Genomic DNA, 17,221 nt, shown 5'->3' with positions numbered 1-17,221 from the left:
GTCATTTTTAGCGAATTGGTTGCATGGTTTTCAACTTCTTAGGAGGAACTTAATCAATGGACTATTTGCTCATTCTGCGGGGCATCAATGGCGGAAGCTATCACCCGGTTAAAATGGCCACATTGCGGGCCCTGTTGACCGCAGCCGGCTTCGTGCACGTCGCCTCATACGCCAATAGTGGCAATCTCTGCTTTACCAGTAATCAGTCCCAACCGGCCTGTGAGCAACGCATTGCCACCGTCCTCAGCACCAACTTTGCCTTTCCTATTAATTTTGGTGTCTTCGCCAAATCGGCCTTCCTGGCTGAGCTTCAACAAGCCCCCATCTGGTGGGACGGCCAAGGTAATCGCCAGCACATGTGTCTGTTCAAACTTCAAGATTACGGCAAGCACGATACCTGGCTTCACGACCACCTGGCTCCCATTGATCAAGTGGCGATGACACCCCACCTTATCTTCTGGACGGTCGCGGCGACCGGTAATTTCCAGCACTCGTGGTACGGTCAGGTCTGGGGAACCGCCTTTTACCACCAGACCAGTACCCGCAGTTATCGTACAACCCATAAGCTTTGGCAGCTTCTACAAGAACGCACAACATGATATAATTGAGAAGGCGCTTACATTAATAAATTGAACAATGGTGATGGGCCTCAGTATTTCACAACTGGAAAGGAATGTTGGCATGAACTATCTCTTACTTCTACGCGGGATCAACGTTGGTGGCAACCACAGAGTCCCCATGGCCACGCTACGCGACCTCCTGACGACTGCTGGCTTTACGGCAGTGCGTTCTTACATTAACAGCGGCAATCTGTTTTTCACCAGTGACCAGTCCGCTGCGGATTGTAACCATCTGGTGGCTCAGATACTGACCCGCAATTTTGAATTTCCCATCGACTTTCGCCTGTTAACGCAACCGGAGTTTCTTGCCGACCTCGCCCAAGCACCGGCTTGGTGGGGCGCCGATGAGACCTTACGCCACAACGCCCTGTTCAAATTGAACACCTATGACCAGGCGCATGACAGCTGGCTCACCGACCACATCACCGCTGATTACGACCAGGTGTTGATCACGCCCAACGTTATCTTCTGGACCTCGACACTGCGGACCCATTTCAGCCGCTCGTTCTACTCAAAGATCATGGGCACGCCATTCTACAAGCAGACCAGCGCCCGCAACTACAATACAACCAACAAACTTAAACAAATTTTGGAGGAAACCAATGATTAGAAACGTTGTTCACGACCCTACGCAGCTCAGTACCAAGGCGCAACCGGCCACCAAGCTCGACGCAGCCGTCGTCACGGACCTACTCGATACCTTAAAGGCTAATAGCGAGAATTGCGTCGGTATGGCCGCCAACATGATTGGCATTAACAAGCGGATCATCGTGGTCGACATGGGCGTGTTGCCCGTAGCTATGATCAATCCCCAGATTACGAAAAAAGCCGGTCCCTTTCAGACCAGCGAAGGCTGCCTGTCACTGACCGGCGAACGCCCAACAACGCGCTACCAAACGATTGACGTGGACTTTTTAAATCAGAATTTCCAGCGTCAGCATCAGACCTTCACCGGCTTCGTGGCCCAAATCATTCAACACGAAGTCGACCACTGTGAAGGCATTGTGATTTAACTATTAAGGAGATCTTTTGACATGACCGAAGAAGAAAAAATGTTAGCGGGTAAACTCTACGACCCATCTGACCCCAAGCTTCAGGAACGGCTCCACTACGCACATCGGCTATCTCAGGAATACAACATGACCTTTGACGACGAGACCGAAAAGCGTGAGGAGATCCTCAAAAAACTGATTCCTAATCACGGTGAGGGCACCTACCTGCAAGGACCGATTTTCTTTGACTACGGGAGTTATACCCACTTGGGCAAACACTTCTACGCCAACGCCAACTTTACCGTGCTGGACTGTGGCGATGTGACGATTGGCGACAGCGTCTGGTTTGGCCCCAACGTCACGCTGGTAACCCCCATGCATCCCCTGCGTTACCAGGAACGGAACCTCCAACCCCACGCAGACGGCTCGCTGTTCGATATCGAATACGACAAGCCCATCAAGATTGGTAACAACTGCTGGTTCGGCAGTAACGTGACGGTTATCGGTGGCGTTACCATCGGGAATGGTTGCGTTATCGGCGCCGGCTCGGTCGTCACCCGTGACATCCCCGACAACTCGCTGGCTGTCGGTAATCCATGCCGCGTTGTTCGTGAGATTACCGAGGAAGATTCGATCAAATACAAGTCTGAAATTCACTAGAAACTAAAACTGGCTCACCAGGAACTCCGCGCTAACGGGTTTTCCGGTGAGCCAGTTTTTCTATTTTTGATTACGCCACAATTGATAACTGACCCAACAGAGTAGTCCAAAATCAAATAACATCAGAATTCCCCACAGCCATAGATAGTCCGTGAGTAGCGGTGAATGCTGGACGTGCAGGAGGTCGCCGGTCATCCCCAAGACGATGATGCCGTTGACCAGCAATCCGATACGTTTGGCCGTTCGGCTCTTGGCACAAGCCGTCACAACGACCACGACTAGAATCAAGGAAACTGCCACGACGTCTGGACTGTGCCAGTTAAAGTCCAAGCCGAGACTGCTCATTGATGAGGGAACTAGCGACATGACCAATAGAAAATACAGACTCCCCAATCCCGTCAATAGCGGCACGTACCCGTAAAGTTTACTCATGATCTCCGCCACCCTTTCCATTTATTTACGTTTACCATAGGTGATTCAGCACGGAAAGTAAACTGAAATGCGGGGGTTACGGTGGTCAGCAAAAGAGCCTAGGGTTTTGCCCCGGGCTCAGAAACTAGGCTAAAAAGTATTTAATCTTGCTGGCTAATGTTGGAAAGATATACAGCTGTTGTTGGCGCCAATCCGTTACGGTCTGGCCCGACCCGATAACCCCAGCCAACTGGTTAACGTCGTCAGTTGCCGTTTGACTGACCTCGGAAGCCCCGACCAAGCGATTCTGCTGGTCAAAGACACCGACTAATTCGGCATCCTCATCGTTCGTCCCGGCATAAGCAAAGTCTGGGGATAACGCCAAGCGCTTGATCCGGTAGTCGCTATCGCCAACCGCTTGAACAACGGGCATACCGACTTGCGCAATTTGAGGAAAGGTAAACGAGCCGGTCGCCATCACAGGATACACGATAGAATCTTGTGTGTCCGCCGCCAAATATTCCCCTTCAAACTGGGCAACTGGCGTCAATTGCGGTGCCACGGCAGGATCTTTACTGATGACGTCCCCAACCGTGTTGGGCATGAAGATGGGCGCCGTGACTCGCGTATAGCCGTTGACTTGGCCGTTGTCAAAGTATGATTCGGGCACAAAGACATTGAGCTGCTGAATAGCATCAACCGGCATGGTCACGTAGTCTAGGCCAAGAAAGGCACGGTACCGCAAAACTTGCCCGTCAATCGTCACCTGCGCCGACTGATAACGCGTTTCATCAAATCTTAGTGGGGTCGTCATCACCATTCCTCCATTCTGTGTTGGCGCTCGTTTCCCCTAGCTTAGTGGAAAGTTGGTGAGGGTGCAATGAATGCGGGTTGCTTTGTTGCAAGATTGAACTGAATTCTATAGCAATTATTGGATAACAAAACAGCCGCACTACGACGATACGTAGACGACTGTCACCATCCAATGAAACAATATAAGCCTTGTACTCGGCCTACACTACAGGCACATCTTCCGACTTAGATAATTCCAAAGCGAGTCGTAAATTCAAACTAGTTTGCGGGTTCTTCACAGATTGTCCCAAAATCTTTTCACACTGCTTAATTCGATATTTAATCGTGTTCCGGTGAAGATACAATGTGTTGGCAGTCTTAGTAATCTCGCAGTTAAAGTCTAAGTAAAACTGCAAAGTCTTTCTTAAATCAATAATTGCTGGATCTTCCGGATAAGCCAAATCCTTCAATACCTTTTCACAATAGTAGTGAATATCTTCGTTGTTCGTCTCATCAAATAATCCGATTAATCCCTTAGGATGATAGTAATTCATCGTGTCGGGCTTCTCCCGCTGCTTAACTTCCTCCAAAGCTGATTTGGCTTCAATGTAGGAGTTTGAAATATCTTCAATCTTGTCATATGGATTACCAAAGGAAAAACTCAGATTTATCTTCAAAGCATCTTTAAGTTCCTTCACCAAATTCTTCACTGTTCGTTCGAAGCCAACTTCTTTCGATTGAAAAAGCAAGGCAATATCGTTGCTATTCTTGACCTTAAACGCCACCACATCACGAATCTTCAAAGGAAGTTGTTCCTGCAACCAACTATTAGCGACTTCAGATTCCTCTTTGCGATAAAATATTTGATTACGGATACTGTCATTTGGCACACAGTGTACCAAGGCCATCCGATAATAATCACTTGGAATCAGGCCATAATTATCACCCAAGTCAATCCAATCACGATTATCTTCCTGAGTGGTTTTAGCTTTAATCAATTGTGACAAAAAGTCACTCTTCATCAAGTCAAAGAACTCTTGAACTTTACGGTTCTTATACAAAATAAACGTCAACACCAGCACTGCCTGCTCAATCGCAAACTCAGAAATCGGATATGGAATCTGTTCCGGCTTTAATATCAACATATAATACGGGAAGTAGTTAGCCACCTTAACAGGATAGCCCAATATTTGGACCTTTTCCCCACGAATGTCGTTAATCATCAACGTACTTTTACCTTCGTTGATTTGTTGATAATCATGTGAACTAAGCTGTTCCGCGTAGAAAGAAGCCGGATGATCAGATTCCGAGAAAAATTGAGAATTGCCAATGACCTTGTGCCACGGATTCAATAAAATAACTGGTGCATTAATAATTTTTCCAAGTTCCGCAATAAAGCGGCCGTTGCTGACATCATGCATCAATAAGTTAGAAAAACTCTTCTGAATGTCTAGCGCATATGTAAGTTGTTCCGTTTTCGTGTCCCATAAGTAGCTTTGCATTTGGTAGAGTAAACTACCTAACGGCTGACCACTAGGAATTTTTATAATTGGCAAATCAATCTCAGTCGCATATTTCACCACTGACGGATCAATCTTATCAATAAACCGGCCAACCTTAATTCCTAAAGCCGTGACATTTCGCTGTTTAAGCGATGCCAGAAACGGTTTCAACTTCTCCTGTCCATTCCGGAAAACCATTGCCGTTGTCAAGATAATGACATGTTCCGGAATAAAATTTGCAACATCGGGGGTTTCGGTAATTTCGACACTTTCGACCGGTCGTTCCATGTCTTTGTGAATCGATAAAACTTCCAAATCTGAGAATCGCGGTAAGTTCAGTAACTCTTTGAGTGTGCTCACTTTAGTTAGCCTCCTTAAATAAAAAGTTAGCGCTTTCATCTCCCTAATTAAAACATATTTAGCTAAAATAGACAAATACCATTAATTTATGGTGCAGAGTATGCAATGAATTTCTTGTGAATCTCCTTATAATTGTCCTTGTAAGCGTTTACATATATGGTGAAATTGGAGGACTTATCATGGACAAAGTTACAGAAAAATCAGGTATGGCCTATTGGAAGAAGATCGTCATCTTACTCTGTGCCGGCTGGATTACCATTTGGATCTACCGTTCTGCCCTTGCGCCGGTCTACCCCCAAATCCGCTCATCACTTGGCGGCGGGGTCTCTGACACCGCGTTAGGTTCCATCTCAAGTTTCTATTTCTTAGGTTACGTTATTATGCAGATTCCCGCGGGATTCCTGGTCGATAAGATTGGGAAAAAGCGCGTGTTGATTCCCGGATTTATTCTATTTGCCATCGCCGCCCTCATCGTGGCCATGGCTAGTTCCATTCAGATGATCTACGTGGGTTCCGTCTTAGCCGGGTTAGGCTGTGGGTCCTTCTACGGGTCCGCTTACTCCCTGACTTCACAAAACATCCCCGCCGACAAGAAGAGCTTCTCCACGGCCATCGTGAACAGTGGTTCCGCCGTTGGTTCCGGGCTCGGTATGATTCTATCAAGTTTCTTAGTCGCCCAACAAGGCATGCCTTGGCAAACGATGATGTACATCACGATTGTCATGATTATCTGCATGGTCATTGCATTTCAAGCTATTATTAAGAGCAACAAGGACGATATTGTGAACATCCAAGCTGCCGAAGAAGCTGCAAAAGCCGCTGCCGCTGCGGAACCTAAAGTTAAGGAAAAGGTGTCACTCAGCACCCTCTTCCAGCCCAAGATGCTCTTCGCCTACATTTTATATTTCGCAACCTGCTATGCCTACTACATGATTGTGACGTGGTTACCTAACTTCCTGGCAACTGAACGGGGCTTCCACGGTGCTGCCATTGGTTTCTCCTCATCACTGGTTGCCTTTGCCTCGATTCCTGGTGCCCTATTCTTCAGTAAATTAGCTGATAAATATTTAAATAAAAAGATTCAATTCATTGTCGTTTTGGAACTCCTCTCCGCCGCAATGCTCCTGCTGACGGTGCAAGCCAAGACTTCCGCCTTCCTACTGACTGCTCTGATTCTTTACGGATTCCTGGGCAAGCTAGCCGTTGAACCAATCATCATCTCCTGGCTGGGTGAAAACGCCCCAGCAGTCGGTGTTGGGACAACCTTAGGGGTCTTCAACTTCTTCGGGATGATGTCCTCAATCATTGCCCCCGCCTTGACTGGGAGTATCTCTGATGCCACCGGTTCCAAAGTCTTAGGCTTCTACATCGCCATTATCCTGTTGGCCGTCGGGACCATCCTGTTCTTACTGGCCAACTTGCACAAGAAGCAAGCCAACGCCTAAGTCTCGCGTTCAGCGAGTTCTCCATTATTTTGACATCGTTTCTTCCCCTGTAATCCACATAGCCCCATGCAAACACCCATAAGCATGCCACCCACTGCCAGATGTTTCAACCAATCGTGGATGGCTATGCCTATGGGTGTTTGCGAGTTCATCACAAATTGGAGGTCCTCAGTATGCTTAAAAAGCTCAGCGCGATCTTTGCATTTGCCTTCTGTGGCAGTCTCTTACGGCTTGGCCTCACCTCGATGACCAACCACCATTTGACAACGATTCTCCTGATCAACGTGGTGGGATCCTTTCTCCTCGCCTTCATTTCCAAAACGCTTCCCACCCTAATCCCCCTCTCAGAAGCCGTGATGGCCGGTCTAACTGTCGGCCTCGTTGGGAGCTTCACGACCTTTTCAACCTTCTCCATGGACGTCGTAGCCCTCCTACAGCAAGGGGCACTGGGACTGGCACTTATCTACTGGCTAACCAGCCTACTGTTGGGGTGTGGGGCCGCTGTTCTTGGTTTCCGCATCAGCGCTCGCGTCATCGAAAGGGCGTGATGGCTAATGCTGGCAATCCTCTACATCTGCTTAGCTGGCAGCTGCGGCGCCCTGACACGCTTCACAGTAGGCTACGTGACTGACCTGGTCATTCGACCGACGCAGTTTCCAGTGGCCACCGTCACCATTAACATTCTGGGTTCTGGCCTGCTGGGAATCGCAACCGGACTACTCGCGCCAACCGCACTACTCTTTCAAGTCGCCAGCGGCTTTCTGGGTGGCTTCTCCACCTTCTCTACGTTCACTAACGACTTCATCAAACTGATTGATCACAAACCCATCACGGCGATGAGCTACTTAGCACTATCTGCAACCTTGGGGGTCGTCAGTGCCTTTGTCGGCTACACGCTGGTGACTTAACAATCAACCTTGGCAGCCTAGTGCAGAACCGCGCAGTCCACGTGCGGCTCACCAGCCGCGAAAAAGGCGCAGTGTTCTACCTGCTCCTTTCAGCGCTAGTCGTTCAACTGACAAAATCAGCAATGAAAGCGTTGTTCTAGATTCGTGAACGGCGTATACTATGGGTAACCGCAAGTCTAGTGTGGTGTCGTGTGAGGGAGCAGTGGCGACTGCTCCCTTTTTGTATGCCCTACAAACCTTCTAAGCCGGCATTAGTCCCCTATCATGGTGATTGTCATCAGCAGTGGTTGACTCGCAGAACCGACGACGCCTTTAACCGCCCGGACCCCCAATACGATAGTTGTCGCTATTTATGAAAGGCTCTGTTATGATCAACTCAATCCATGAATCACTAGAAAAATAATACACTCATATCTTACGTCACAGATGACCTTTAGAGTCGTCATCTATTCTTGACACTTCTTTAGCAGCTATAGAGTCTTTAGAACAGTCGGCAATCAAGTTCTATGGCTGTCGACCTAGCCGAATTTACCACGAAGGCTGAACCGGAAGCTCGCTTTTTGGCCGCAAGCGGAATTCACACAGCCGCAAGTAACCAAGCTTGATCAAGCACAAAAAAACGGAAGCACCCATGTCTGAGTCGCTTCCGCCAAAACTATTCTCTAATCATAATATGAAGGTGGTGTTAATTAACGATATGCAGTGGTTCTTGTCCTTGATCGATCCGAACGGTGTTCTTAGCAACGATAGCGGCCATCGCGTCCCGCGCTTCAACGGTAGCGTTCCCTACGTGAGGCGTCAAAATGACGTTATCCAGTGCTTTGAAGCCATCATCGACATTCGGTTCTGCTTCATATACATCCAGCGCTGCGCCGGCCAATTCGCCAGCCTTCAGTGCCTCCAGCAAAGCCGCCTCGTCAATAACGGGTCCCCGTGCGGCATTAATCAGGTAAGCAGATGATTTCATTTGCTTGAATTCAGGTGCCCCAATCATATGGTGCGTAGCGTCGTTTAATGGGCAGTGCAGGCTCAGCACATCACTCGTTTGAATCAACTCTTTCAAGCTGACGAATTTCGCATCAAACTGGGCTTCCACCTTTGGATCAAGCCGGGTCCGTTGTGAGTAGATGATATTCATATCGAACGCCTTCATCCGCTTCGCAACGGCTTGTCCAATCTGACCCATACCGACAATCCCCAGTGTCTTACCAGAGAGTTCATGACCTAAGAAGAAGAGTGGTGACCAGCCATCGAAGCCCTTGGTCCGCATCAGCTTATCGCCTTCAACCATCCGGTGTGCTAACGTAATCATCAGACCCGTCGTCACTTCGGCGGTTGAAACAGTCGAGACTTCTGGCGTATTGGTTACGGGAATTCCTTTTTGCCGTGCATAAGCAGCGTCAATATTGTTAAAGCCCGCCCCATAATTGGCAATGATCTTCAAACCAGGATCGGCATTGATGACGTCCTTGTCGACCTGCGTCGATAACGGCGTAATCAGATAGTCCTTACCCACGATTCGCTTAACCAATTCTTCTTTCGTGATTAATCCACTGCCCGTATAGACATCGATCTCCAGTCCAGCTTCTTTCAAAATAGCTAAAGCAGACTCTGGAATTGCTGCAGTTACTAAAACACTAGCCATGAATGTCACTCCTTCTGCAAGATTTGGGTTTACAACTCTATTGTATACGTTTTCACACAGCGATGCACTGCCGGTTTATTGGGCAGTGTAACCCCCATCGACCACGAATTCTGAGCCGGTTGCAAATTTGGCTTCGTCTGAGGCCAAGTAAACACAGATCCAAGCAATATCGTTGGGTTCACCGATATGGCCCATTGGCGTCTTGGTCCGCGCTGACATAGCTTCTTCAGCACCCGGCAGGTCGTCAACCAATGGGGTCTTGATGTAACCAGGATGAACGGTGTTAACTCGAACGTCGTAGTCCTTCAGGGCGCAGTCAACGGCGGCGGACTTAGTCATGATCCGTACAGCACCCTTTGAAGCGTTGTAAGCACCCAAGTTAGGGTCACCCACGAAGCCTTCGATTGAAGACATGTTGATGATTGATGCTCCGAGATGCTTGTTCTTCATCCGTTGAATCCCAAGACGTGTCCCATAGAAGACCCCGTCCAGGTTAACAGCCAATTGTTGCTTCCATTCTTTGGTCGTGGTATTTTCAATGCTCTTGTTCACGGCCATACCGGCATTGTTCACAATCGTCGTTACCGGACCAAAAGCCTTTTCGGTAGCGTCAAATAAGTCCAGCCAGCCTTGTTCATCGGTTGCGTCGTGTTGGAAAAATTGAATAACGTCTGGGCCACCAATACTCTTCGCAGCCTTTTCACCAACATCAGCATGCCGCCCAGTGATCATAACCTTGCCGCCCTCTTCAACGAACTTGTCGGCAACGGCCAATCCAATTCCTAACGTACCACCCGTAACAATCGCAACTTTTCCATCTAAACGATGACTCATAGCGTTCTACCTCCAGAATTTTTGATGTGGTTGTAACAAACTTCACAATAGAGTGACGGTGATAGCCGAATTAGTCCGGCGTTACCGCCCTTCCAATCCGACTCACCGATTTCTGTTAACTTTGATGGGCTAATCCCATCAACCGATTCTGACTTTGAGAAGCTTGGCCATGGCGCTAACCATCGGCCCGGCAGTGATACTTCTCAAATCCGAACCTTAACTCGTTTTACCCGACAATCAATCTTCCAAGCTAAGTAATGCCGTGGTTAAGTATAACTAATTCGCGTCCCCGCCTTACCTTGTAAGGCCAGGTCAGCCTCATCTAAGGAACAGATGATGGCCGTCCGCCCGGTTTTGGCGAACGCAATTGCTGCCTCAATCTTAGGACCCATGCTCCCGGCGGCAAATTGACCCTCGTCGAGATACTTCTGGGTTTCCTTCACGCAAACCGCTTCCAATTTTTTCTGGTTTGGCTTGCCATAATTGATGTAGACGTTGCTGACATCGGTCAGAATCATGAAGATGTCGGCATTCACCTGCTCCGCCAACTTCCGACCGGTCCGGTCCTTGTCAATAACGGCTTCCAGCCCTTGAAGTAGACCGTTCTCGTCTTGATAGACCGGGATACCGCCACCCCCACCAGCAATGACAATGATGTTCTGTTCCAATAAATGGTTAATGGAATCCACACCGTGAATCATCGCTGGCATTGGTGAAGGAACCACGCGTCGGTAACCCCGACCTGCGTCTTCCTTCATGATCCATCCCTTATTAGCCTGCAGCTGCTTGGCTTCGTCTTCATCATAGAAGACACCAATCGGTTTGCTAGGATCTTTAAAGGCTGGGTCATCACGGTCAACTTCGACCTCGGTCAGCAAGGTTGCAACATTGGCCGACGACTGATTCTGCCGCAACGTATTCTTCAGACTTTGTTCTAACATGTAACCAATGAATCCTTGCGATTCACCATTACAGGCATCCAATGGGAGTGCTGGCACGGTATGCTTGGCCAGCTCGTTTTGTTGGAGAATATTCCCAACCTGGGGACCGTTACCATGGGTCAACACAATTTCATAATCCATGGCCTCAATCTTGGCGATCTGCTCAGCACTCTTCTGAACGTTAGTCATCTGAACTTCAAATGTTGGATCTTGTTTCGGTTGGAGAATGGCGTTGCCGCCGACCGCAATCACAACTCGTTTAGCCATTGGGATTCCCCCCTTTCTTCCGTATCAATATTTCAAATCAAGGTCGAGATTGACCTGCTTGTACACTAACGCTGACACGATTCCGGCCAGGCAATCAATGCCTGACGTGTTGCCATATTCGATAGCTTCTGCCAAGAGATTGTCTAAATTCTCCAGCGGTTCGTTACCCTTGAGGTACCGGACGATGCCCAGTAATGCGCTACTGAACCGGCGCCGCAGGGCGTAGTACAGATAACTCCGACCAACATCGGTCGTATAACTGGCATCTTCTATTCGCGAAGCGACCGCCGCTCTGAGTTCCTGATGGTTGCCACTCAGCCAATCAATGAGGATCCAGCCTAACAAAAAGTCATCGCCCGATGGGGTGAGCCCCCTGCCTCTGCCAATGAAGAAGTCGACTCCCCATTGGACGGTGACGGCATTTGTTAGCCAAGATGTCTCTTTTTGATACGGCGAAGTTTCCGCCCTCAGAAAATCCTGAAACGGTTGATCGAATCCAGTTTGCCGGTCAATGTTACGACAGTTATTCAGTAAGTAGCCTAACCGATCTGAACGAATCCCCTCAGTTAAGAGGTCGGCACGAAACGTGTCAACAATTCTGAGACGCCAGAAGTCCTGGTAAGTCTCGATATAGAATGAATCGCCGCGAAATGCAACTTTGCGAGTATCTCTGATCTGACTCAATAAATCGGTAAAGTCGCGTGGCGGAAGATAGAGTCCACCTGGTAAGAGTTTTGAGCGGTCGCCGGTCAGAATCACCAACGGCGTATGCTGCTTGTCCGTTAAATTAAAGGTATGTTCAAAAACACTGTGAACGTACCAGTCTCTATCTTCTAGAGTCAGAAGTACGTGGTCGCCCAGAACTTCTACTTCACGCATTTATTCCTCGAAACCTAACTTCTTAGCGTAAGCCAGGACAGCTTTCTCGAAGGCTTCCATCGGTGGATTAACGGTCCCTGCTCCGATTTGTCCTAACCCAGCTTTCTTGTTGGCAATCCCCGTGTTAATGACTGGGAGAATACCCGTTTCAACAACCTTCCGTGCGTCAATTCCGATTGAGATTCCCCGGAAGTCCCAAGTTGGGATGGGGAAGTTCGGGTTGGATGCCGTCGTGATTTCAGTCATGTCTTCACTGGTGTGCAAGGCATCGAAGAACCCCCCCGTTCCAACGAACCGGGTAACGGCAGGTGCGGCGATCATGGCGAACCCACCAACCCCAAACGTTTCAGTGATGGCACTGTCACCCATATCGGGAGAGGCGTCATCTTCGGAGAAGCCGGAGAAGTACAGCCCGTGTGGCGTATTAACTGGTCCGGTGAACCATTCGTCACCCATCCCAGCAATCCGAATCCCAAATTCGTAACCGTTCCGGCACATTGCCGTAACAATCGTTCCTTCTTGAATCTGGCGGGCACCGTCCATGACGGACTTAGCAGAAGCCATCATAATGTTCAGGAAGAATTGATCAGTGTCAGCTAAGAATTGGATAACATCTTCCTTGTCTTTCTGGTCGATGTCCAAAGCGACGATACTTGGTGACATTTCCTTTAAGAAGGCCAATGAAGCGGCGATATTCCGTTGGTGGAATTCATCCCCCATGGCAATGGCTTTCGCGATTAAAACGTTTACATTCAGTGGTTCACGCGTTTGCAATGCCTTGCTCAACACTGGGCCTAAGACGTCGCGCATCCAGCGTAACCGGTCAATAACTTCTGGCCCGTTAGCACCGAACCGTAAGACGGCACCGATACCTTCGTTCATCGTGCAGTAAGCACGATTGCCATCAGTCCGGTTTTCAACGACTACGACTGGCATGTGAGCCGAGGTAATCCCGCCCATTGGACCAACCGCATCGACATGGTGGCAAGGAATGAGTGTGACTTCGCCGCTTTCCATGAGTTTGCGCGCGTCATCTTCATTGTCTGCCCACCCTTCAAACATAGCGGCACCAATGCAGGCACCTTGGACGGGGTCGATCATTTTGTCATAAGTAATTGGCGGACCGGCGTGGAGCAGAACCTTGCCGTGCTTGAATTCATCGATAACATCGATTGCGGGAACAACATCCAATAGGAATGGTGAACCGGCAATAATTTTTGAGACAACTGCCTGATTGGCTTCGTCTATGCTTTTATAAACCATTCATTACACCCCTACTTTCAAATCGACTTTATTGAGGAATAGCAGCGCCTTTTGCAGCTCGACATTCCCACCGGCGATTGGCTTCCAGTCAAACTGGACAGCACTTCCGCCACTTTCATTAATTGCTTCCGCAAAACTTTCCAGCCCGATGTTCAAGAAGCGCGTAGCTGTCAACATTTCCTTCAGCTTGTCAGAAACAGCTGGCATCTTCACGTTCGACGGCGCCTCTGGCAGAATTGGTAATGGCGTTTCTTCAACTGGATGACCCACAATGGCCAAGGCCGTCTTAACAGCTTGGGCGTTGTTTTCACAGATGATCACACCTGCTTCAGCTAAGGTCCGCTGTTGTTGACTGTAATCCTGTGGATCCATGTCAGTCCCAACGATGGTAGCAATCACGGGTAACTCCCGACCTTCAGCCTTAGCATCCGCCTTGACCTTGATGATCGTATCTTTCAAATCACCCGCCATATCATCCGTCGTTCCGTAACCGAGCACGATGTCTAACAGGATTGCGGCAGTTTCTGGGTCTTGCCCCGCTGAAACCATCATTTCCTTCCGTTTCGTCGCATCGATCATTGGGTGTGGCCGACCTTGCGTAAAGACGTCATCCCCGAGGTCTAAGACTTCGTAACCGTCCTTCTTCAAGATTGAGCCATCGACCCCATTTTCGGCGTGAAGGCCTAACGTGTTGTTCATTAAGGTTGCGGCTTCGTACGCTAACGTTCCACCGGAGTAGTAACCCTTAATGTACTTCTGTTGTGGTTGTAATTTCACGTCCGGCACCTTAACGGCAACGTCCTCGTTTCCAGTAGGTTCCTGACCGTGAAGTAAGCCAACCGCAATCTTCGCCGTTTCTTCCAACGTGTAAGCTCTGTAGAGACCTTTTTCGTGGGCTTCTGGCTTTTCACCTAAGAAGATGGCAACGACTGGTTTCTTGGCTGCCCGTAACAGGTCAACTGCATCGTCACGGACTTCCTTTGCAGGCGGCTTCGAGATGGCAACGATCACCTTAACGTCTGGATCTTGATCTAGTAAGGCAATACTGTCCTTGAAGGTAATCCCTTGAACTTGGGCCTTCAAGTCACGACCACCAGTCCCGATGGCGTTGGTGACCCCTTCACCCATCTTATGGATGATGGCTGTCACTTCTTGAATCCCAGTTCCAGAGGCTCCAACGATCCCGATGCTGCCCTTGCGAACCCGGTTAGCGAAGGCTAATGGTAACCCATTCGCAATCCCAGTCCCACAGTCGGGGCCCATCAACAACAGGCCCTTTTCGTGAGCCATCTGCTTCAGACGAGCTTCGTCTTCAATCGTCACGTTGTCACTAAAACAGAAAACATTTTTGCCAGCATCCAAAGCCTTTTCAACTTCACCTGCGGCGTAAACCCCGGGTACGGAGATCAGTGCCACTGGTGCATCCTTAGCAACTTCTAAGGCCTTGTCCCAGGTCTTCACCCGTTCCTCACCACTGTTCTCATCGTCGCTCCCGTTGGATTGTTCATCCAGGTAAACCTTGGCCTTCTTGACCACGTCGTCGATTAAGTCTTCGTTATCAACATCGAGGACAACCACCATATCGTTAGGGGTTGCGGCCTCCAGTTCATCGGTAGCCAAGCCACCGGTCTTAAAGATATCTTTGTTAGCAGGGGTTCCCATCATGACTTGTACGTTGTTGACGCCATTCAGCGTTTCCAGATAGTTGGTCAACAGCATGAGCACGATGGAGTCCTGATAACTATTCTTTTCAATCACTGTGTGCAGCATATAGTTATCAACTCTCTTTCGTTTAGTTTATTCGGCGAAGGCACCTTGCCCATTGTACTTATCAAAGTGAACCGTATCGCTCTTCAAGTAATCGTAAATTTCAGTGGCGACTTCGATACCATCTTTCATCGCTTTCTTCCGACGAATCTGGCTCCGTTCACCTGGCAGGTAAACTTGATCAAAGCCTTTAGCTGGCTTCATTTCGTGTAATTCTTCAGTCATTTGTTGGACTTGTTTAGCAAAGGCATCTGGATCCGTGAACTTCTTTGGATCGATCAAGATGTAGAATTGCCCCAAGTTCCGCTTTTCAGTCAGGTCGGCGTACATTGAAGAAACGTGCTTCCCAAATGGCAAGCCGAGTAAGGAACCGGCTACCACGTCGACTAACATCATCAAACCGTAGCCCTTAGGTCCAGCAATTGGGAGTAAGCCACGAACGTCGTGTGGATTCGTGGTTGGGTCCCCATTACCGTCAACCGCCCAGGTATCTGGAATTGACCGGTTCTTTGACCGTGCATCCAGAACTTTCCCCCAAGCTTGAACCGTGGTGGCCATATCGAACACCAGAGGGTCACCGCTTGAACGTGGCGCAGAGAAAGCGATTGGGTTGGTTCCAAAGTAGTTACCACTCCCACCGTAAGGCACGACCATTGGGTCAGATTGGCACATGGCGATGGCCACTAACCCTTCTTCAGCAGCGCGCTTCACGTAGTAGGAAAGCATCCCACTGTGACCGGTCTTTTCCACACCAACAACGGCAGTCCCAGTTTCCTTGGCCATACCGATTGCGTAAGTCAGTGCTTCATTGCAGACGTATTGACCCATCCCGTTGTCACAGTGAACGACCCCGGTAGAAGTCCCCGTCTTTTCAAACTGGATGTTAGGCGCGAGGTTAACCCCACCCTTAGCGATCCGTTCGGCGTAGTAGGCTACCCGTACTGTCCCATGGGAGTGAATCCCACAGGCGTCGGCATATGTTAGGTGGCGTGCTGTCTCTTCGGCAGGAACCTTTGGTAACCCGGCGGCGATAAATTTGTTCATCATTAAATCTTGTAACTCTTGCGGATCAACGAGCGTAATTTCTGAATCTGACATATGCTGTCCCTCCAAGTCTAGTGTGGGTGTGTCGTCGTGTGTTAGATTTCTGGATCGCGGTTAGCATCCTTAGAGTATACGTAAGCTAGTGGTTCGCCACGGCCAACGGCGTAAGCAGCTTGTGGTGAGTAAGAACCCATGTAGAGGTAGTCACCCTTTTCAACTGGGTACCAACCGTTATCCAGGTTGTACATCCCAGAACCACTGATTAAGTATGCCCCGTGTTCTTGGTAGTGTGTTTCGATATAAGCGTGGCTAGCACCTGGTTCGAAAGCCAAGATATGCATGTTCATGTCGAAGCCTAAGTCATCGGTTGGTAAGAAATCCCACAGATGAACATCGGTCATACCTTCGTAGTCTTGTGGTGCCCGGTCGTGCGTGTTCCCAACGATCTTGTATGCCTTATGGCCAGCGATTGGTTGGTAACGCTTCTTGTACAGGAAGACTTCAGTTGGTTCGTCTTGCGCGTTTTCCATGGTCATAATGACACTTTCTGGGAAGTAAGCGTAGCCACCATCAGTCAGGATATTTTCTTCCTTACCATCAGAAACCTTCAACTTACCGGAAACAACGTAAGCCACCGTTTCGATGCCTTCGCCACCAAATCCGGTGTGCTTACCACCCTTTTGGAAGCTGGCAATGTAATCAACGAAGTGGGCGCCTAAACGTGGGGTCCCCATGATGGAAACGTCAACGTTTTCAAAACCAGGTACATTGTTCTTAACCAAGCCATCGTTTGGAATCAACGCGAAGTTGCCTGCCTTAACGACGGAACGTGAACCTAATAATTGCTTTTGGTAACCGGTACGATTGTTTTTGTAACTCATGATCAAGTCT

General features: G+C 49.0%; 18 protein-coding genes. 7 read left to right on the top strand and 11 right to left on the bottom strand.

Going from position 1 to position 17,221, the window contains the following annotated elements:
- The first annotated feature begins 56 nt into the window (after positions 1 to 56).
- The 4 genes from ACEPSU_RS03100 (at position 57) to ACEPSU_RS03085 (ending at position 2,272) form a co-directional block, all read left to right on the top strand.
- On the top strand, positions 57 to 599 hold the full coding sequence (locus ACEPSU_RS03100) for a DUF1697 domain-containing protein (RefSeq protein WP_395322778.1): 543 nt from the start codon (positions 57 to 59) through the stop codon (positions 597 to 599).
- Positions 600 to 681: 82 nt separating this feature from the next.
- Entirely contained in the window at positions 682 to 1,230 is a 549-nt protein-coding gene (locus tag ACEPSU_RS03095) for a DUF1697 domain-containing protein (RefSeq protein WP_395322777.1), read from the top strand.
- Positions 1,223 to 1,633: a peptide deformylase gene (locus tag ACEPSU_RS03090; RefSeq protein WP_020089428.1), complete on the top strand. Its 411-nt coding sequence runs from the start codon at positions 1,223 to 1,225 to the stop codon at positions 1,631 to 1,633. The genes ACEPSU_RS03095 and ACEPSU_RS03090 overlap by 8 nt, the downstream gene beginning before the upstream one ends.
- Positions 1,634 to 1,654: 21 nt before the next feature.
- Positions 1,655 to 2,272: a sugar O-acetyltransferase gene (locus tag ACEPSU_RS03085; protein ID WP_395322776.1), complete on the top strand. Its 618-nt coding sequence runs from the start codon at positions 1,655 to 1,657 to the stop codon at positions 2,270 to 2,272.
- A 60-nt stretch (positions 2,273 to 2,332) separates the two neighbouring features.
- Here the strand turns inward: ACEPSU_RS03085 and ACEPSU_RS03080 are convergent, their stop codons facing one another.
- The 3 genes from ACEPSU_RS03080 to ACEPSU_RS03070 form a co-directional block, all read right to left on the bottom strand.
- The gene (locus ACEPSU_RS03080; RefSeq protein WP_395322775.1) at positions 2,333 to 2,704 is read right to left on the bottom strand and encodes a hypothetical protein; all 372 of its coding nucleotides are present in this window, start codon (positions 2,702 to 2,704) and stop codon (positions 2,333 to 2,335) included.
- A gap of 124 nt (positions 2,705 to 2,828) precedes the next feature.
- Positions 2,829 to 3,497 (bottom strand): hypothetical protein, encoded by a 669-nt coding sequence (locus ACEPSU_RS03075; protein ID WP_395322774.1) that lies wholly within the window; start codon positions 3,495 to 3,497, stop codon positions 2,829 to 2,831.
- Positions 3,498 to 3,696: 199 nt separating this feature from the next.
- Complete coding sequence (locus ACEPSU_RS03070; protein ID WP_020089433.1) at positions 3,697 to 5,337, bottom strand: PucR family transcriptional regulator; 1,641 nt, start codon at positions 5,335 to 5,337, stop codon at positions 3,697 to 3,699.
- Positions 5,338 to 5,516: 179 nt separating this feature from the next.
- Between ACEPSU_RS03070 and ACEPSU_RS03065 the strand changes: the two genes are divergently transcribed.
- The 3 genes from ACEPSU_RS03065 to ACEPSU_RS03055 all read left to right on the top strand — a co-directional run bounded on the left by ACEPSU_RS03065 (position 5,517) and on the right by ACEPSU_RS03055 (position 7,690).
- The gene (locus ACEPSU_RS03065; protein WP_020089434.1) at positions 5,517 to 6,782 is read left to right on the top strand and encodes an MFS transporter; all 1,266 of its coding nucleotides are present in this window, start codon (positions 5,517 to 5,519) and stop codon (positions 6,780 to 6,782) included.
- 173 nt (positions 6,783 to 6,955) lie between these two features.
- On the top strand, positions 6,956 to 7,330 hold the full coding sequence (locus tag ACEPSU_RS03060) for a fluoride efflux transporter FluC (protein ID WP_395322773.1): 375 nt from the start codon (positions 6,956 to 6,958) through the stop codon (positions 7,328 to 7,330).
- A gap of 6 nt (positions 7,331 to 7,336) precedes the next feature.
- On the top strand, positions 7,337 to 7,690 hold the full coding sequence (locus ACEPSU_RS03055) for a fluoride efflux transporter FluC (protein ID WP_395322772.1): 354 nt from the start codon (positions 7,337 to 7,339) through the stop codon (positions 7,688 to 7,690).
- A 685-nt stretch (positions 7,691 to 8,375) separates the two neighbouring features.
- Here the strand turns inward: ACEPSU_RS03055 and ACEPSU_RS03050 are convergent.
- The 8 genes from ACEPSU_RS03050 to allE all read right to left on the bottom strand — a co-directional run bounded on the left by ACEPSU_RS03050 (position 8,376) and on the right by allE (position 17,211).
- Entirely contained in the window at positions 8,376 to 9,335 is a 960-nt protein-coding gene (locus ACEPSU_RS03050; protein WP_395322771.1) for a 2-hydroxyacid dehydrogenase family protein, read from the bottom strand.
- A 75-nt stretch (positions 9,336 to 9,410) separates the two neighbouring features.
- Complete coding sequence (locus ACEPSU_RS03045; protein WP_395322770.1) at positions 9,411 to 10,169, bottom strand: SDR family oxidoreductase; 759 nt, start codon at positions 10,167 to 10,169, stop codon at positions 9,411 to 9,413.
- Between the two features lie 266 nt (positions 10,170 to 10,435).
- Entirely contained in the window at positions 10,436 to 11,377 is a 942-nt protein-coding gene (arcC, locus tag ACEPSU_RS03040) for a carbamate kinase (protein ID WP_395322769.1), read from the bottom strand.
- A gap of 24 nt (positions 11,378 to 11,401) precedes the next feature.
- On the bottom strand, positions 11,402 to 12,256 hold the full coding sequence (locus ACEPSU_RS03035; protein WP_020090394.1) for a DUF2877 domain-containing protein: 855 nt from the start codon (positions 12,254 to 12,256) through the stop codon (positions 11,402 to 11,404).
- Positions 12,257 to 13,519: a DUF1116 domain-containing protein gene (locus ACEPSU_RS03030; RefSeq protein WP_260338533.1), complete on the bottom strand. Its 1,263-nt coding sequence runs from the start codon at positions 13,517 to 13,519 to the stop codon at positions 12,257 to 12,259.
- A 3-nt stretch (positions 13,520 to 13,522) separates the two neighbouring features.
- The gene (gene fdrA, locus ACEPSU_RS03025) at positions 13,523 to 15,289 is read right to left on the bottom strand and encodes an acyl-CoA synthetase FdrA (RefSeq protein WP_395322768.1); all 1,767 of its coding nucleotides are present in this window, start codon (positions 15,287 to 15,289) and stop codon (positions 13,523 to 13,525) included.
- Positions 15,290 to 15,316: 27 nt separating this feature from the next.
- Complete coding sequence (allD, locus tag ACEPSU_RS03020; protein ID WP_020090391.1) at positions 15,317 to 16,384, bottom strand: ureidoglycolate dehydrogenase; 1,068 nt, start codon at positions 16,382 to 16,384, stop codon at positions 15,317 to 15,319.
- Between the two features lie 41 nt (positions 16,385 to 16,425).
- Positions 16,426 to 17,211, bottom strand: coding sequence for a (S)-ureidoglycine aminohydrolase (gene allE / locus ACEPSU_RS03015; protein ID WP_020090390.1), 786 nt, complete (start codon positions 17,209 to 17,211; stop codon positions 16,426 to 16,428).
- Positions 17,212 to 17,221 lie beyond the last annotated feature (10 nt).

Source organism: Levilactobacillus parabrevis (assembly GCF_044051715.1).
Lineage (GTDB): Bacteria > Bacillota > Bacilli > Lactobacillales > Lactobacillaceae > Levilactobacillus > Levilactobacillus parabrevis.
The sequence above is the reverse complement of the archived record's forward strand: the minus strand, read 5'-3'. Positions and strand labels throughout refer to the sequence as shown.

Excerpts from the sequence above, each read along its gene's own strand:
- ACEPSU_RS03100 (WP_395322778.1), top strand. The coding sequence starts at position 57 with ATGGACTATTTGCTCATTCTGCGGGGCATCAATGGCGGAAGCTATCAC.
- ACEPSU_RS03095 (WP_395322777.1), top strand. The coding sequence starts at position 682 with ATGAACTATCTCTTACTTCTACGCGGGATCAACGTTGGTGGCAACCAC.
- ACEPSU_RS03090 (WP_020089428.1), top strand. The coding sequence starts at position 1,223 with ATGATTAGAAACGTTGTTCACGACCCTACGCAGCTCAGTACCAAGGCG.
- ACEPSU_RS03085 (WP_395322776.1), top strand. The coding sequence starts at position 1,655 with ATGACCGAAGAAGAAAAAATGTTAGCGGGTAAACTCTACGACCCATCT.
- ACEPSU_RS03080 (WP_395322775.1), bottom strand. The coding sequence starts at position 2,704 with ATGAGTAAACTTTACGGGTACGTGCCGCTATTGACGGGATTGGGGAGT.
- ACEPSU_RS03075 (WP_395322774.1), bottom strand. The coding sequence starts at position 3,497 with ATGACGACCCCACTAAGATTTGATGAAACGCGTTATCAGTCGGCGCAG.
- ACEPSU_RS03065 (WP_020089434.1), top strand. The coding sequence starts at position 5,517 with ATGGACAAAGTTACAGAAAAATCAGGTATGGCCTATTGGAAGAAGATC.
- ACEPSU_RS03060 (WP_395322773.1), top strand. The coding sequence starts at position 6,956 with ATGCTTAAAAAGCTCAGCGCGATCTTTGCATTTGCCTTCTGTGGCAGT.
- ACEPSU_RS03055 (WP_395322772.1), top strand. The coding sequence starts at position 7,337 with ATGCTGGCAATCCTCTACATCTGCTTAGCTGGCAGCTGCGGCGCCCTG.
- ACEPSU_RS03050 (WP_395322771.1), bottom strand. The coding sequence starts at position 9,335 with ATGGCTAGTGTTTTAGTAACTGCAGCAATTCCAGAGTCTGCTTTAGCT.
- ACEPSU_RS03045 (WP_395322770.1), bottom strand. The coding sequence starts at position 10,169 with ATGAGTCATCGTTTAGATGGAAAAGTTGCGATTGTTACGGGTGGTACG.
- arcC (WP_395322769.1), bottom strand. The coding sequence starts at position 11,377 with ATGGCTAAACGAGTTGTGATTGCGGTCGGCGGCAACGCCATTCTCCAA.
- ACEPSU_RS03035 (WP_020090394.1), bottom strand. The coding sequence starts at position 12,256 with ATGCGTGAAGTAGAAGTTCTGGGCGACCACGTACTTCTGACTCTAGAA.
- ACEPSU_RS03030 (WP_260338533.1), bottom strand. The coding sequence starts at position 13,519 with ATGGTTTATAAAAGCATAGACGAAGCCAATCAGGCAGTTGTCTCAAAA.
- fdrA (WP_395322768.1), bottom strand. The coding sequence starts at position 15,289 with ATGCTGCACACAGTGATTGAAAAGAATAGTTATCAGGACTCCATCGTG.
- allD (WP_020090391.1), bottom strand. The coding sequence starts at position 16,384 with ATGTCAGATTCAGAAATTACGCTCGTTGATCCGCAAGAGTTACAAGAT.
- allE (WP_020090390.1), bottom strand. The coding sequence starts at position 17,211 with ATGAGTTACAAAAACAATCGTACCGGTTACCAAAAGCAATTATTAGGT.